Annotated in this window: 10 protein-coding genes; 3 read left to right on the top strand and 7 right to left on the bottom strand. The window is 38.9% G+C overall.

Annotated features, from left to right (window positions below):
- Positions 1–356 precede the first annotated feature (356 nt).
- Together CZ225_RS01065 and CZ225_RS01060 are read right to left on the bottom strand one after the other, a co-directional pair.
- Positions 357–2,396: a beta-L-arabinofuranosidase domain-containing protein gene (locus tag CZ225_RS01065; RefSeq protein WP_077152687.1), complete on the bottom strand. Its 2,040-nt coding sequence runs from the start codon at positions 2,394–2,396 to the stop codon at positions 357–359.
- Positions 2,397–2,507: 111 nt separating this feature from the next.
- Positions 2,508–3,695, bottom strand: a complete 1,188-nt coding sequence (locus tag CZ225_RS01060; RefSeq protein WP_077152686.1) for a glycoside hydrolase family 76 protein — start codon at positions 3,693–3,695, stop codon at positions 2,508–2,510.
- 276 nt (positions 3,696–3,971) lie between these two features.
- Here CZ225_RS01060 and CZ225_RS01055 point away from each other — a divergent pair, with 276 nt between their 5' ends.
- Positions 3,972–8,063 carry a hybrid sensor histidine kinase/response regulator transcription factor gene (locus CZ225_RS01055; protein ID WP_077152685.1) on the top strand — a complete coding sequence of 1,364 codons (4,092 nt, stop codon included), beginning with the start codon at positions 3,972–3,974 and terminating at the stop codon, positions 8,061–8,063.
- A 262-nt stretch (positions 8,064–8,325) separates the two neighbouring features.
- Here CZ225_RS01055 and CZ225_RS01050 read toward each other — a convergent pair whose 3' ends face one another.
- A complete protein-coding gene (locus CZ225_RS01050) occupies positions 8,326–10,248 on the bottom strand; it encodes a DEAD/DEAH box helicase (RefSeq protein WP_077152684.1) in 1,923 nt (640 codons plus the stop codon).
- Between the two features lie 106 nt (positions 10,249–10,354).
- Positions 10,355–11,428 (bottom strand): tyrosine-protein phosphatase, encoded by a 1,074-nt coding sequence (locus CZ225_RS01045; protein ID WP_077152683.1) that lies wholly within the window; start codon positions 11,426–11,428, stop codon positions 10,355–10,357.
- A gap of 145 nt (positions 11,429–11,573) precedes the next feature.
- On the opposite strand from CZ225_RS01045, the gene CZ225_RS01040 reads away from it, so the two are divergent.
- Positions 11,574–11,786 (top strand): hypothetical protein, encoded by a 213-nt coding sequence (locus tag CZ225_RS01040; protein WP_077152682.1) that lies wholly within the window; start codon positions 11,574–11,576, stop codon positions 11,784–11,786.
- Positions 11,787–12,317: 531 nt separating this feature from the next.
- On the opposite strand, the gene CZ225_RS01035 is transcribed toward CZ225_RS01040, so the two are convergent.
- Genes CZ225_RS01035 through CZ225_RS01025 form a run of 3 tightly spaced genes read right to left on the bottom strand, consistent with a single transcriptional unit; the run spans position 12,318 to position 14,409 of the window.
- A complete protein-coding gene (locus CZ225_RS01035; RefSeq protein ID WP_077152681.1) occupies positions 12,318–13,238 on the bottom strand; it encodes a carbohydrate kinase family protein in 921 nt (306 codons plus the stop codon).
- Positions 13,226–13,831 carry an SIS domain-containing protein gene (locus tag CZ225_RS01030; RefSeq protein ID WP_025075809.1) on the bottom strand — a complete coding sequence of 202 codons (606 nt, stop codon included), beginning with the start codon at positions 13,829–13,831 and terminating at the stop codon, positions 13,226–13,228. Before CZ225_RS01030 ends, CZ225_RS01035 begins: the two co-directional genes overlap by 13 nt.
- 44 nt (positions 13,832–13,875) lie before the next feature.
- Positions 13,876–14,409 (bottom strand): LOG family protein, encoded by a 534-nt coding sequence (locus CZ225_RS01025; protein ID WP_077152680.1) that lies wholly within the window; start codon positions 14,407–14,409, stop codon positions 13,876–13,878.
- Between the two features lie 105 nt (positions 14,410–14,514).
- Here CZ225_RS01025 and CZ225_RS01020 point away from each other — a divergent pair, with 105 nt between their 5' ends.
- The gene (locus CZ225_RS01020) at positions 14,515–15,735 is read left to right on the top strand and encodes a M16 family metallopeptidase (protein WP_077152679.1); all 1,221 of its coding nucleotides are present in this window, start codon (positions 14,515–14,517) and stop codon (positions 15,733–15,735) included.
- Positions 15,736–15,782 lie beyond the last annotated feature (47 nt).

The following is a 15,782-nucleotide window of genomic DNA, read 5'->3' as shown; positions in this document are numbered from 1 at the left end:
ATTATTCTCCATTCCTAAAAAATAACTCTTGAAGTAATAAAATTCATCACTTAGAATTTTCAGCATTACTCATTATATCCCACTTCTCGAAAAAGAGTTTATTCTTCTACAAATGACATTCCTTCAAAGAATCCTATACCAAAACCTCTTACCATGATTGTATTTACATTTTAATTGGTATATGAGAAGGTTCTCTATTTATGCAGGCAAAAAGATATCGGAAATATTTTGTGTCAAGTTAGTAACTTCGTCAGCGTTGTGGCTATAAAATCTCCCCCATTTCTATTAATGAATAGAGTAACAACTCAGAAAAGTTCCGGATGAAAACTCATCCGGAACACTCTTCTATATCATTTTTATTTTCCTACGATAGGAAACTCTGAAATTCTAAGTGTTGTACATCCATAAGGAATCAATGTAATCTCCTTTTCAGTCCCTTCGGCACCACTACAGAATGAGAAAGGTTGAGGACCAGCCATTTCATTATAAAGTTGCCAGGTCGGTATAATTCTCGCTTTCATTTTAATTTCAATAGGTGCATTCTCTGTATTCCAGGGAAATTCTGATTTCTGTTTAGCCGGATCTATATTTATCTTTGCAACCTCATTCACTTTATTACGGTCAAAGCTAATAAGTCCATAATTCCAAGGTTCTGATGAGGTTACCTGATAATAATAAGGACCATACCAAGGCTCGTTAAATTCCTTTTTCTCCCATTTTTCCTCCATCTTAAGCGCATATACCAATGGACCTCTTTCTATTGCTACAGCATTTTCATACCAGGTACTAGTTGAAATATCCATTGGGAGATGTAGGTCGATTCGGTCTTCTTTGGCCCATGTGCGATTGATGATTACCATCTTTCCTCCTTCAGCAGATTGATCCGGTTTTCCATTGATACATATCTCTGCCTTTTTACACCATTTGGGTATACGCAAATAGAGAGGAAAAGTAGTTTCTTTTTTCTTGTTTTTTATCTCCTGGATGGTAAAACTTATTTTATCATCCATTGGATAATAAGTATCTTCACTGATAGTCACTACACAATCATCGCCCACTTTAGCGGTTACTTCAGAAGGAGAATAAGCCATCACTGCAAGTCCATTATCTGGAGTTGCATACCATAAGTTCTGTGTAAACTTGGGCCATCCTTGGTGCATATTAGAAGCGCAACAGGGATATCCGGTCAATATTCCGAAAGTCAAGTCAGTTCCTCCATGTTCCTGATCGAAGTTTCTTCGGTGGCGGCTTATCATTACTTGGTTAGCTTGTTGGAAGTATTGCTTAGTCATGAAATCGTCTGATATCTGTGTGGGCAGAGCGTTAAAAGCAATTCTTTCCAGATGGTCTGCAAAGTCAATATCACCGGTAATTTCCATCATCTTCTCCAAAGAATACATCAACTCAACAGCAGAACATAATTCAGAACCCTGAGTAGGGCAATTACCATGCAGTGCTTCATCTCCACCGTACATCCCTTGTGGTTGTCCATGGAATTGACGGATATCTTTAAAAGCTTCTTTTACAGTATGAATATATTTCTTGTCCGGTTCTTGCTGGTAGTAGATAATCGGTTCTTTAATTCCCTGAGCCAGGTTCACGCAGTGAATCGTATTGATTCTCTTCAAATCCCCCCGTTGCACCATATCTACAAAGCTGAAACTTTGGCTGTGGATTAACTTGCCTAAATCTAATAAGAATGGTTCTCCTGTGAGATTATATAACCAATATACAGCTTGTAGATTATCACAAGCACGAAATTCTGCCCAGAAACTCCAGTGTCCCAAGCGTTTTTCTGGCAATGTCTTTAATTGATATTGGAAATAACGGCTCATGAATGAGAGTATCCGTTGGTCATTGGTAGCAGAATAATATTGTTGCAGAATCTTCAGAACTACCATTCTAGGCCACCAGTCGTGAGAATTGTCACGTTGGAGACCCTGTTCTCCGGGATAATCCTTCTCCGGTCCGAAAAATCCATCTTCACGTTGGCTTTTCAGTGCCCATTCTACCCAAGGCTGTACTTTGTTTTTTAGTTCCTGATCATTCAGGATGTAGGCTAATGGGAGAAGTCCGTCAATCCAATAAGGTCCCCTTTCCCATTGGTCTCCGTCTCCTCCCAGCCATCCATTGCGGCTCCCCATCACTTGCGGATAAAGTTCATCCATATGCCCTGTCGCCCCATTCTTTTGGCGTATTAGCATTTCTTGTAACCATCCTTTGGCTCTAATGCTTCCCAATGGAAGTTCAATAAAAGCCTTACGTTGTAGAGGGTAGCGATTATTTATGTAGTGATTGTGTTGTTGCCGAGGTTGAAGTTCGCTACTCCATAAGTTGGAGTAGCAGATAATACTCATAAATAAGAAAAACAATCTTAATACCTTATACGTAATCATAATCTATTTTTTTAATATGTTATCCTCTGTTTTTTCTATATAAATTATTGGTTGATAATAGACAATCATCTTTTGTATAACATCCCTACTTTATTCTCATAATCAAATTTCTTATTTGATAGCGGCAAGACGTCCGTACATTTCTACTATGGCTGCTTGTGTCAATAACCATTTTTTGTTGTCTTTGTTATTACCGCTTAAGTCTGTGTTGAATAAGCCTTTCTCGTCCCGGGCATTCTCCCAAGCATAAGACAAGCTTTTGTTGAAATCGTCGATATAGGTTTTATTATGATCTGTATTGTATAGTTCGATAAATCCTCTAAGCATAACAGCAGTAAACCATATATCTCCTTTCTTTATCATTTTAAAAGGTGTTCCTGTAGAAGGTATAAAGTCTGTGAAGAAATAGTTATGACACGCTTTAGCTATGTTTTGAGCATCTTTTAAATAAGCGGGATTTTGGGTTAATTGATATAATAAAGCAGCTGATTGCATCATTTGACCGCTGTTGTAAGCAAACTTAGCTTTTCCTATTTTTCCGTCAAGGCGTACATTATCATAATAAAGATAATCTGTTGAATCTTGCAGATTCTTTTGTGTCCATTCGTATAACTCTTTACCTTTCTTAAAATAGGCACTGTCATTAGTTGCTTTGAATAGTTTTAATGCATAAACAGATCCGGGGGCATTAGAACAAGTATTTTTAGATCCCTTCTTTTGCTCGCACCAATAGATACCTCCACCCAGTAAACTATCTGTTCCACTTTCAATGAATTCCCATATTAATTTGGCTTTATCCAGATATTTGGGATCTTTTGTAACTTGATAAGTATCAGTAAAATCAATGCCTAGCCAGATATTATCATCGTAAAAGCGATCTGAAGTAGGAGCAGTCCGTATATAAGATGCGTATGCATTTGGAGTCCGTTTGGTATCAAAATATTCTTCTAATCCCGGTAATACCTGTTTCTCCAATAACTTTAAGTATTTCTTGTCTTGGGTGGTCTCCAACAAAGCATTAACTGCTGAAAACGTACCCGAGTAAGGCCATAAATAAGAATATTGGTTAGGTATATTTGCTTGCTCTTCCGACGCTAAGTAGGTCACTTTATGATTCTTGTTGAAAGGATAGTTTTCACGAAGTAAGCAAGTATTGGGTGCACTATAATTTTGATAAAGAGAATCCAGTGTTTGCTGAGCTCTCTCCAAATTTGAATTAGGTTCTGCTTGTTTGGTTGAGGCACAACTGGCGAGTAATGCTACACATACAATGTTTAATAAAAGGCGTAGTGATTTCATATTATTCTAATGATTAATTAAATTCAAAGTTTAATACCGGATAACGATACAAAGTTATCGCAAATTAATAAAAAACATATATGAACTTGTGACATTTATGTCTGTTGCTGCTTAAATGGCGTCAGAATATATATATGTGTCCTAAATACGTACTTCTGTTCAATTAAAAAGGAGACATTACAGATGATTTTTCTGCATAGGCTTTGGAGCTTTTCCTTATTTTACATATCTTTCCGACAAATTGGACATCACGTTTTAAAATTAGGAAACTACTTCATGAAGAAACACAACTATTGGATAAAAAAGAGATTCTTTTTAAATAGTACTTTATTACTAATTATTTCTCTCCTTTTGATCGCTCCGAAGGCAGATGCTTCATATACGTTACGACAATTCTCAAGTAAAAACGGGTTGTCTAACAGTGCCATTCTTTCCATGTGTCAAGATAGCCATGGAGTGATATGGATTGGTTCTTGTGATGGATTGAACGTTTATGACGGTAATTATCTGGGATTATATAAATCTGCTAACTTAAACAATCGTCTTTCCGGCAATCTGATAGATAGAGTGATGGAAGGCGAAGAAGATGTAATGTGGATACAGACCAATTATGGTCTGGACCGTTTTGACATCCGTCATCAAACGATACAGAGTTTTAAACAGTTCAAGGACATTAACTTTATGGATAAAAGTCCGGATGGTGATTATTTTATTATTAAAGATGATGGCTATATCTACTATTATTATCCGGGAGCCAAAGATTTTCAGAGGCTTAATGTTGAGAAGATCGATTTTGAGAAGGTCCAACAGTTGAAAATTGATAGCTTCGGCATTCTTTGGGTGTTCTCTTCGGGCAATGATAACCGGAGTTATATGATAGAGAAAAATGGAGATCAGGTTTCCTTGATACCTTGCAACTATTTTAATCATCCTGAGCCTGTATTATGGGCGTTTGTGGAGGATGGAATGCTTTATTTTATAGATAATACTTATTCGCTTTATGAATGTGAACTGCGTAATCGCAGGATGTATTATGTGGCAGACTTAGAAGAAGAAATACATCACCGGGGAGAAGTCTCCTCTATCATTAAACAAAAAAATGATTTCTTCATCGGCTTTAAAAATAGTGGATTGATTCGATTGGAATATTTATCGAATTCGAAGTCAAAGTATGCGATACATCCTATCAATATTCAGTCGGGTATATTTTGCCTGATGAAGGACCGGTTTCAGGATATTATCTGGGTAGGAACCGACGGACAAGGAATTTATATGTGTTTCACCAATGAATTTTCCATTCAAAATGTGCTTCTGAATGCGCCTGAATATAGGGTAAATAATCCGGTACGTTCTTTGTTTCTGGATCAGGAGAAGTCTTTGTGGGTTGGAACAAAAGGTGATGGAATTCTAAAAATGAAGAATTTCAATCAGGATGGAAAGATAACTTCGCAAGTAGAGAGGTTTTCAACTGCTAATAGCTCTTTAGCGCATAATTCTATTTATAGTTTTGCAACAAGCCGGTGGGATCGTTTGTGGATTGGTACGGAGAACGGACTTAATTATTACTCGTATCCGGAAAAGAAAATAAAGGAATTCCCGGTTTTGGCAGATGATAAGACAGTGAAATATGTCCATTCCATTTTGGAGACTAATGACAGTACATTGTGGGTTGCTACAGTAGGAGAAGGAATCGTTAAAATAATATTGGATCCTTCCAGCTACGGGCTTAAAGTGAAATCTGCCAAGCGTTTTGTTTTGGATGGTGGAAAAAGGGCTTCGAACTATTTCTTTGTTTCATTTCAGGAAAACGATTCGACTATTTGGTTTGGGAACCGGGGATATGGTGCTTATAAAATGAATACGCATACCTGCCAGTTGACACCTTGCCGCATTGACGATGTAGTGGAGAACCAGATGGTAAATGATATTTTTGCTATTTATAAAAATGATCAAGGATATTGGTTCGGTACGAGTTTTGGCCTGGCACGGTTACATCAGGGAGAATATCGGGTATATAACCAGATGGATGGTTTCCCGAATAATACGATTCATGGTATTTTGGAGGGTAGAGATAATAATCTTTGGTTAAGTACCAATCAAGGAATGGTGAGGTTCAAGGTACGAGATAATACCGTACAGACATATCGTCAACAAAGTGGCCTGGAGGTGACAGAGTTTAGTGACGGGGCTTTCTTTAAAGATCAATATACAGGTACCTTATTCTTTGGTGGGACCAATGGATTTATCACAATTAGTGAGAACGAGCATACTTCTGAAGAATATATGCCTGCATTACATTTCAACCGCTTGTCTATTTTTGGTAAAGAATATAACATATACGACTTCTTGAAAGGAGATAAACAGGAGACATTGGTACTGGATTATAGCCAGAACTTCTTTAATCTTTCCTTCCTTGCTGTCGATCATATTAATGGGAATAACTATACATATTCCTATAAAATAGATGAGTTAAGTGATAGCTGGATTGATAATGGACTTTCAACCAGGGCTGTTTTCTCTAATTTATCTCCGGGAGAGTATACCTTGTTGGTGAAATATCGGAGCAATATTACAGGAAAAGAGAGCCGGCCATATTCACTGATCATTCGGATTACTCCTCCTTGGTATATGACTATCTATGCTTATGTTGTTTATTTCATTCTGTTTAGTGCTTTTGCCGCCGGTTGTATTTGGCTTGTAGTAAATCGTTATCGCATGAAGCGTAATGTGATGATTGAACAAATGAACCGGCAACAACGTGAAGAGCTGTATGAGTCGAAATTACGATTCTTTACTAATATCACTCACGAGTTCTGTACTCCACTGACATTGATTAGCGGACCTTGTGAGAAAATCCTTTCATATAACAAAGTAGACGGTTACATTCATAAATATGCTTCCATGATTCAGCAAAATGCATTGAAGTTGAATGCACTGATATTAGAATTGATCGAGTTCCGGCGTTTGGAGACGGGTCATAAGCAACTTAATATTAAGCATATTCCCGTTACGGAACAGGTGCGTACCATTGCCGAATCGTTTGGGGAATTGGTTGAAAGTCGGAGTATCAACTATCGTTTACAACTAGAAGAAGGCGTAAATTGGAATACTGATATTAGTTGCTTGAGTAAGATTGTGAGTAATTTGATTTCTAATGCATTCAAATATACTCCGGAGCGTGGTTCTATCGCGATTGAATTATTTGCAAACGAAGAACAACTTTATTTTCGAATTTCCAATACCGGGAAAGGTATAGAAAAGGCTGATCTTACTAAGATTTTCGACCGTTATAAGATCCTGGATAACTTTGAGGTGCAGAATAAGAATGGCATTTCTCCGAGAAATGGCTTAGGATTGGCAATCTGTCATAGTATGGTGACTTTGCTCAACGGGCAGATTCATGTATCCAGTATACCGAATGAAGTAACAACTTTTGAGGTCATATTACCTATGTTGGAAGTAACTGCCGAAGTTGAGGAAGAAAAACTGGCAGAAGAACCCGTTCTTCCTTCCGACGAACAGATAATAGAGCTTCAGAACACGTCAACTGAATATGATAAGAACAAACAAACCATTATGATTATAGATGATGATCCTTCTATGTTGTGGTTTGTAACAGAGATTTTCGTCGGAAAATACAATGTTGTTCCTTTGTATAGTGCAGATGAGGCCTTGAAACAATTGACTCTCCAGTTGCCGGACTTAATTATTTCCGATGTAATGATGCCCGGAATGGATGGAATGTCGTTTGCTAAGAAATTAAAATCCGATAAACAGCTGAGTCGTATTCCTTTGATTCTGTTGTCGGCACTTAATAATATCGACGAGCAGACGCGCGGTATCGAATCTGGTGCTGAGGCTTATATTACAAAACCTTTTAATGTAGAATACCTAGAGAAGGTAGTGAAAAGGCTTATGCAGCGTGAAGAAGATCTGAAAGAATATTATAGTTCGGTATTAAGTGCTTTTGAATTGAATGATGGCCATTTCTTGCATAAAGAAGATAAGGCTTTCTTTGAAAAGATGATGCAGAATATCGATAGCCATATCCAAGACTCGGAATTATCGGTAGAACTACTTAGTAACTCTTTGGGATATAGTACGCGGCAATTCTATCGGCGATTAAAGAATATCACCGACAAGACTCCTGCTGATATTATCCGGGAATACCGTCTGACTATTGTAGAGCGTCTGTTGCTTACTACACAGCTTTCTATTGAAGAAATTATGAATAAAACCGGATTCACAAATAGAGGAACATTTTATAAGGTGTTTGCTCAGAAGTTTGAGATGACCCCTAAACAATATAGAAATAAGAAAAAGAAAGATATTCAGGCTATTTCAGAAGAGGAGTCGGTAAACGCATAATATATCCAAATTGGAGATTGCAAATTTGTAGTGCGGCGGTAGCCAATTTTGTTAGGTAAAATAAACCTTATCAATGAAAGGGGCTTTTAAGGTTTATTAGAGACAAAAGCATAGTTTGTGTATCAAGTTTTAGCTTTCTTCAGTAGGACATAAAAAAAGAACTTTCTGTAGCTTTACTTAGTTATATTCGTTGATAAACTGTAAAGACAGAAAGTTCTTTCTATTTTTCTAATACCGGATTTTCCGGTTGCCCACCGATATTTTATTTTTTAGGTTTTCTACGTGCCCATCCCTCTTCACTGAAGTCAGGCTCTTCGTCTTTGAAAAACTGTTTCCAGTCATCTTTCTTTAGAGGTCCACGTGCATCGGAATAACCACGATCTTCACGACTTGGTTTTTCTTTCTTTGCACCACCTTTGGCAGATGAGGAATCTTTGGCTTTTCTATCTCTATTCCCATTGCGTGAAGAAGTACGTTCCTCACCTTTGCCATATCGTTTAGCTCCCTTATGATCGCTGGAACGGCCGTTACTTTCCCGTCCTTTTCCATTCTCATCACCTGCTACTTCTACAACAACCTTACGTCCGTTTCGTTTCACACCATTCAGTGCTTTCAAAACGTTGTTTGCTTCTTTTTCCGGGACTTCAAAGAAAGAAAAATTCTGCATCAAGTCAATACGTCCCAGTTCGATACGTCCACGTGTGTTGCTGTTTAGCAGGCTGATAAGTTCGTTGGGGAAGAAATTATCAGTTTTACCCATGTTGATGAATAAACGAGTGAAACCGGGAGCACCTTTTCGGTTCCTCTTTTCAGCATTCCCTTCTCTGCCATCCCTATCTCTGCGTTCACGGCTGTCAGAAGGTTGTTCTATTTCTGCACGTCCACGATAATACTCAGAGAAGCGGTTAAACTCGTGTGACACCATTCGTTTGATCAAATCCTCTTTGCTCAACCATTCCAGCTTACGGTAAATCTCCGGCATGAAATCCGCAATATCATCTTCGTTTACCTTTACCTTTTCCAAGTCATCGATCACCTTAATCAATTGTTTCTGGCAAATACCCGAAGCAGTCGGCATTTCTCCAGCGATGAATTTTTTGCCGATGATACGTTCTATTTCCCGCATTTTTCCTTTCTCGCGGAGGTTGATGATAGCGATGGAGGTTCCTGTTTTACCGGCGCGGCCTGTACGCCCGCTACGGTGAGTATAGCTTTCCGTATCGTCCGGCAGGCCATAGTTGATAACATGTGTCAGATCGTCTACATCCAATCCGCGAGCAGCTACATCGGTAGCAACCAATAATTGCAGGTTACGGATCCGGAACTTCTGCATTACTGCATCCCGTTGCGCTTGTGACAGTTCTCCGTGCAGTGAATCGGCATTATAACCTTCCTGCATCAATTTATCTGCAATCTCCTGTGTTTCCTTGCGGGTACGGCAAAAGATGATGCCATAAATTTGCGGGTAATAATCGACGATGCGCTTCAGTGCTTCGTATTTGTCTTTAGCATGTACGGTGTAAACGACATGTTTTACATTGCTGGTACTTTCATTCTTGCGTCCGATAGTGATCTCTTTTGCATTACGTAGATAGTTCTTCGAGATGCGAGCGATCTCCGGACTCATGGTAGCTGAGAATAACAGCGTGTTACGTTCTTGCGGAACGTCCGCAAGAATTGCGTTGATGCTGTCTGTGAATCCCATGTTCAGCATTTCGTCCGCTTCGTCCATCACTACGTTACGGATGGTAGACAGTGAAACGGTCTTCCGTTCCATTAGGTCGAGCAAACGTCCGGGGGTGGCAACGATAATATGCACGCCACGTTTCAAACTGCGTATCTGGCTATCGATAGAAGAACCACCGTATACAGGCAGCACTTTCAATCCGTCAATGTATTTGGAATAATCGTTCAGGTCGCCCGCTATTTGGAGGCAAAGCTCGCGGGTAGGGCAAAGGATAAGCGATTGTGGAATTCTTTTATTTACGTCAACCTGTTGGAGCAAGGGCAAACCGAATGCGGCTGTTTTACCTGTCCCCGTTTGTGCGAGAGCTACTACATCATTATTATCTCCTAAAAGGTACGGAATCACTTCCTCTTGTACCGGCATGGGATTCTCATATCCCATTTCTTCAATTGCTTTACGTATCTCCGGAGAAACGCCAAGCTCTTCAAATGTCTTCATTAAATCTCTGTATATCTTTTATTTCGGTTGCAAAGATAGTCAATTTAATGGATATTAGACATAGGATAATGGATAATTGTGCAGGGTGATTTCACATTATTGTTAGTTAGTATCTAATATTAGTTAATAAAATGCTTCGTAGTTGCTTTATTTCTTCATTAGAAAGTCCTATTCCTTTCTTGAGGTAAGTTTGTACGTTACCATATTCCATTTCAATTTGTTCTTTGGCGGCATTCAGGAAATCTTCTTTGGCGGAATAAATAGTTGTGATAGCTTCTTGTGAATTAGTGGGCAGATTGTAGGCAAATTTAGAGGCTTTCACGATGTCAAAATAATAATTGCTCAGACGGTAATCATTCATGATATACTCTTCATTAATTCCTAAAGATGCTAATAACAGTGCAGAAACAACACCTGTACGTCCCTTGCCTGATGTACAGTGAATTACCACTGGATAATGATCAGGATTAAGCAGGTAGGTGAATATTTGTTTGAATTGTGACTTGTAATTGGTTACTAATTCTCGGTTGATTTGTTGTATTAACCGATTGATAGTATCAGTTTTTATTTTTTTCTGTTGGATTCCTATAAGAATGTTTTCTATATTACCAGCGAAGATGGGGATATGTAGGATCTTGAATCTCTTGTCATTTAATGGTGGATTATTACGATATTCCCTTTCGGAACGAAGATCTATGATCGTACGGATTCCTATGTTAGCCAGTTCCTGGCGTGCACAAGGCGGGATGTTGTCAATTTGTGCAGATCGGTAAATCATGCCCCAACGTGTTTCTTTTCCCGTTCCGGGGGATTTGTACCCTCCCAGGTCACGAAAGTTTTGAATGCCGGTAATATTGATGTTACGGGTTGCTACCTCAGTCCTGTATTTGTTATTGAATACCATTAAGTAATAATAACGCTGTGTCGGGTCTTCGGTAATAATAGTCATCTTACCATCGGAAATATTAGCCATAGCTACAGGAGAGTTTTCCGGAATCAGGTCGGGTGAGGTGGAAGCGTATACTTTTACCTGTCCTTCGATTGCTGGATTTGTTTCCCACTTAATAATACAGTTTCCTATATTGTTTTCTTCACATGCTACTAATATATTAGGACGGCTATCAGTGCATGATGGAAACACTAACAGAATTGTGAGCCAGCTTAACAGGTTTTTATACATAGTTTTTTTGTCTTAGATCTATTATGCAAAGATAGAAATTACCCGTAAATATGATGATTCCTTTGCGATAATTAGTCAAAGTTAATAGTAATTTAAGAGAAGTTTATACAACTGTATAGCATTAGGGGGGTAAATCTTTTGTGGTATGCCAAATGGATACAGCCTTCAACAGTTCGCGAGAAATATAATCGCAGATATTGGTTGCAGTTTTATTTGTATAAAGATATGGAGTATCTGCTTATTCGCCAAGGGGGGAGGTGCCGACAAACTTCGTCAGTTGAATCAAGCTTATTATTCAGGGGATGGGGCATTAATAGAAAACTTCTTCTCTATTAATGGAAAACTTGCTTTCTATTAGGAGAAAACTTGTTTTTCTTTCATACAAAACTATAACCGCAAGCTCCGGTTATATAACTGCAACTTGCGATTACATAATCAAAAGTTGCGGTTTCATAATCAGAGCTTGCGGTTATAGATTCTTTGCTATAAAAAAACATTTTATTACTTGAAGGGAGAAATTTCCTTCCGATCCAAAGGAATTCAGACTATACAAAGATAATGAAAAGTTTCTTATATATATTATAATTATATTCAAGATTCAAACTAAATGCTGAATATATTCGGATAAGGAATGAGATTTGACTGATGGAAGAGGACAGATTGGAATGGATCTGTCTGTTCATTGAAAAGATGTAAATAACCGGGTTTATCGTATACAAACAGATACTTCTGTTGATCTGTGAAGATGAAATTCTCTCCGGCAAACGATTATAGCTTAGTCGTAATGATAAAAGCAGTTCCTATCAAATTGAGGTTTCTGTGATAATTTGATAGGAACTTCTATACAGTTTTGATCCGTAGGAATATCTGTGAGAATTAATTCCCTGTCTTATTTGTAATTCTCTGCGAATTCTACAGATATCGAGTTATTGAAACTGCGGCAAACTTCTGCGGCAAAGTCTTTTCCACATTGAATCACTTTGTCCCAAATTTCCTCATTCAGATTATTCAGGTCACGATATCGTACATCGTATTTAAGCAATCCATAGATTAATCCGGCATTAAAATTATCTCCCGCTCCGATGGTGCTCACAGCTTCCAATGGTTCTATTGCATAATCTTTGCTAACAATTCCTGTACGCAAAGCCACTTTTTCGGCTCCTGCGGTGCAAATAAACTGAGGACAATAGAATCTGATTTTATCTTTGTATATCTTGTCCACATCTTGCATGCCGTACATATAGAGGAAATCTTCCGTTGAACCGCGTACAATATCTGCATATTCCAGATTCTCGATGATGGTAGGAGCCAACTTCATCGCTTCATTCTTGTGTGAAGAGCGGAAGTTGGGGTCGTAATAGACAATTGCTTTCTTTTCACGTGCCTGGTCGAGCAGTTCCAGGATTTTATCCCGTAATACGGGGTTTAACGCATAATAAGAGCCGACTACCACGATATCATCCTCTTGTAACTTGGGAAATAAGACATCCAGACGTTGTTTGGGATAATCTTTGTAAAAGATATATTCAGCATCGCTTTGCTCGTTGAGAAAAGCAAGGGATACCGGTGATTTTCCATCCGGAAACACATTGACATAATCCGTCGGTATATGGTTTTCGCGCATGAATTGCAGGATGATATTACCTACATGGTCATTGCCCGTCTCGCTAATGAAAGAAACATTGACTCCCATTCGCCCTAAAGATACGATGCCGTTAAATACAGAGCCTCCTGGTACGGCTGCAGAAGGCTGTTCACCCCGAAAGATGATATCGAGGATTGTTTCTCCGATACCGACTACTTTTCGCATAATGACCTTGATTTTTCTCCCAAATAGCCGCCATGATGACGTTTAGAATATTCTTCAATGGTGAATTTTGTCATTTTCATGGTCTGTACTACCAATATATCACCGATAACAGTCATAGCTGTGGTCGATGTAGTAGGCGTCATCCCAAGTGTACAAACCTCTGACGGGTGTCCTGTGCTCAAGCAAACATCGGATTCATCTGCAAGTGGACTATCGGGGTTTCCTGTGATGACGATAAATTTCAAATCAGGATTCAGATTGTGAGCCAAGCGGGTCAGTTCGACAATCTCTCTTGTCTTACCCGAATTGGAGATCAACAATAGCAAATCATTTTCCTGTAAAATACCTAGATCACCATGTTGTGCTTCGCTAGGATGCAGAAAGACAGAAGGAATCCCTGTGGAACAAAAAGTCGTAGCGATATTCATCGCAATCTGACCGGCTTTCCCCATACCGGAAGTGACTAACTTTCCCTTTTTTTGGTGGATCTGTTCAACTATCAGGTTTACAGCTTTTTCATAAGCGTCCGTAACTGGGATATTCAATACGGCTTGTGCTTCCTGCTGCAAAAGTTGTTTTATAGAATCTATCATAACTTGTTGGGTGCTTGATTGTGTCCGTTTGTTGTCTGGGCACGTTATTTTATTTTTTCTTTTAATTCGTCCAATGTCTCGGCAACTTCATAATAGCTCGAGAAGGGTTGCCGGGCAAAACCTTTCTCTTCTAATGTGCTAAGCGTTTTCAATAGCTCGTTATAAAATCCATATTCATTGTAGAAGATTACTTTTTTCTGATGGTATCCGATAGAAGCAGCGGCAATTACATGAAAAACCTCATCGAGTGTTCCTACTCCTCCGGGTAAGGCGACCAATATATCCGATTTTTCGGTTATGATGTCTTTGCGGTCACTTAGGTTTTGTGTATGGATTATCTGATCCAGGTATTTGCTTACCTTTCCATTCTCTTCCAATTTCGAAGGTACGACACCAATCACCGTTCCTCCGTATTCTTTTACCGCACCGGCAATGCATTCCATCAGCCCGAGGTTTGCTCCTCCATAAATCAACGTTTTATTAGATTCTCCCATCCATTTCCCTATTTGGCGGGTGCTTTCGAAATACATTTTGTCAATGTTTTCGGAGGCTGAGCAGAAAATTCCTATCTTTTTCATACACGTTGTTACTATTATAGTCTACAAATATCTGCAATTTTCTATAAACGACAATAAGTTTTATTGTATTTTTGCGGTATTAATTCAATAAGGAAGTAGAAAACAATGCAATATAACGAATATACGTTGCAAAATGGTCTGCGCATTATACATGAACCGACCCTTTCAAAAGTATCTTATTGTGGTTTCGCTATCGATGCAGGAACACGTGATGAGGCTGAGAATGAGCAAGGAATGGCGCATTTTGTGGAACATCTGATTTTTAAGGGGACCGAGAAACGGAAAGCATGGCATATCCTAAACCGTATGGAGAATGTGGGAGGTGATTTAAATGCTTATACCAATAAGGAAGAAACGGTGGTTTATACTGCTTTCCTGACCGAACATCTGGAGCGGGCACTTGAGTTGCTGGGAGATATTGTGTTCCATTCGACTTTCCCGCAGCATGAAATCGAGAAAGAAACGGAGGTGATCATTGACGAGATTCAGTCGTATGAAGATAATCCGTCGGAGCTCATTTTTGATGATTTCGAGGATATGATTTTCCGTAATCATCCTTTGGGAAGGAATATTTTGGGTAAGCCGGACTTGCTTCGCAGTTTCCGTACGGAGGATGTCCTTTCATTTACCCGTCGGTTTTATCGACCTGGTAATATGGTCTTTTTTGTACAGGGACAATATGATTTCAAGAAGATCATTCGCTTGGCAGAAAAGTACTTGTCTGATATTCCTGCAATGCCAATGAATAATCAACGGATTGCTCCTCCTCCTTATGTACCGGAGCATTTGGTAGTTCCAAAGGATACGCATCAGGCACATGTGATGATTGGAAGTCGTGGATATAATGCCTACGACGATAAGAGGTCGGCTTTATATTTGCTGAATAATATTCTGGGAGGTCCTGGGATGAACAGCCGGTTGAATGTGTCTCTTCGTGAACGTCGGGGACTGGTGTATAATGTGGAGTCCAACCTAACTTCTTATACTGATACGGGTGCTTTTTGCATTTATTTCGGAACAGATATGGAGGATATGGATACTTGTCTGAAACTAACCTATAAAGAATTGAAACGAATGCGTGATGTGAAGATGACCTCTTCACAGTTGGCAGCTGCCAAAAAACAATTGATTGGACAGATCGGTGTGGCTTCGGACAATTTTGAAAATAATGCGTTGGGTATGGCGAAGACATTCTTGCATTATCATAAATATGAATCTTCAGAGCTTGTTTTCAAACGTATTGAATCACTGACTTCGGAACAATTACTAGAAGTTGCTAATGAAATGTTTGCTGAAGATTATTTATCTACGTTAATTTATCGATAACCTCTTGGTACTATTATCGGATGATAGATCTTATGAGTTATTAAAAC

The organism is Bacteroides bouchesdurhonensis (genome assembly GCF_900155865.1).
Taxonomy (GTDB): domain Bacteria; phylum Bacteroidota; class Bacteroidia; order Bacteroidales; family Bacteroidaceae; genus Bacteroides; species Bacteroides bouchesdurhonensis.
This window is presented reverse-complemented; position numbering and strand designations above follow the sequence as displayed.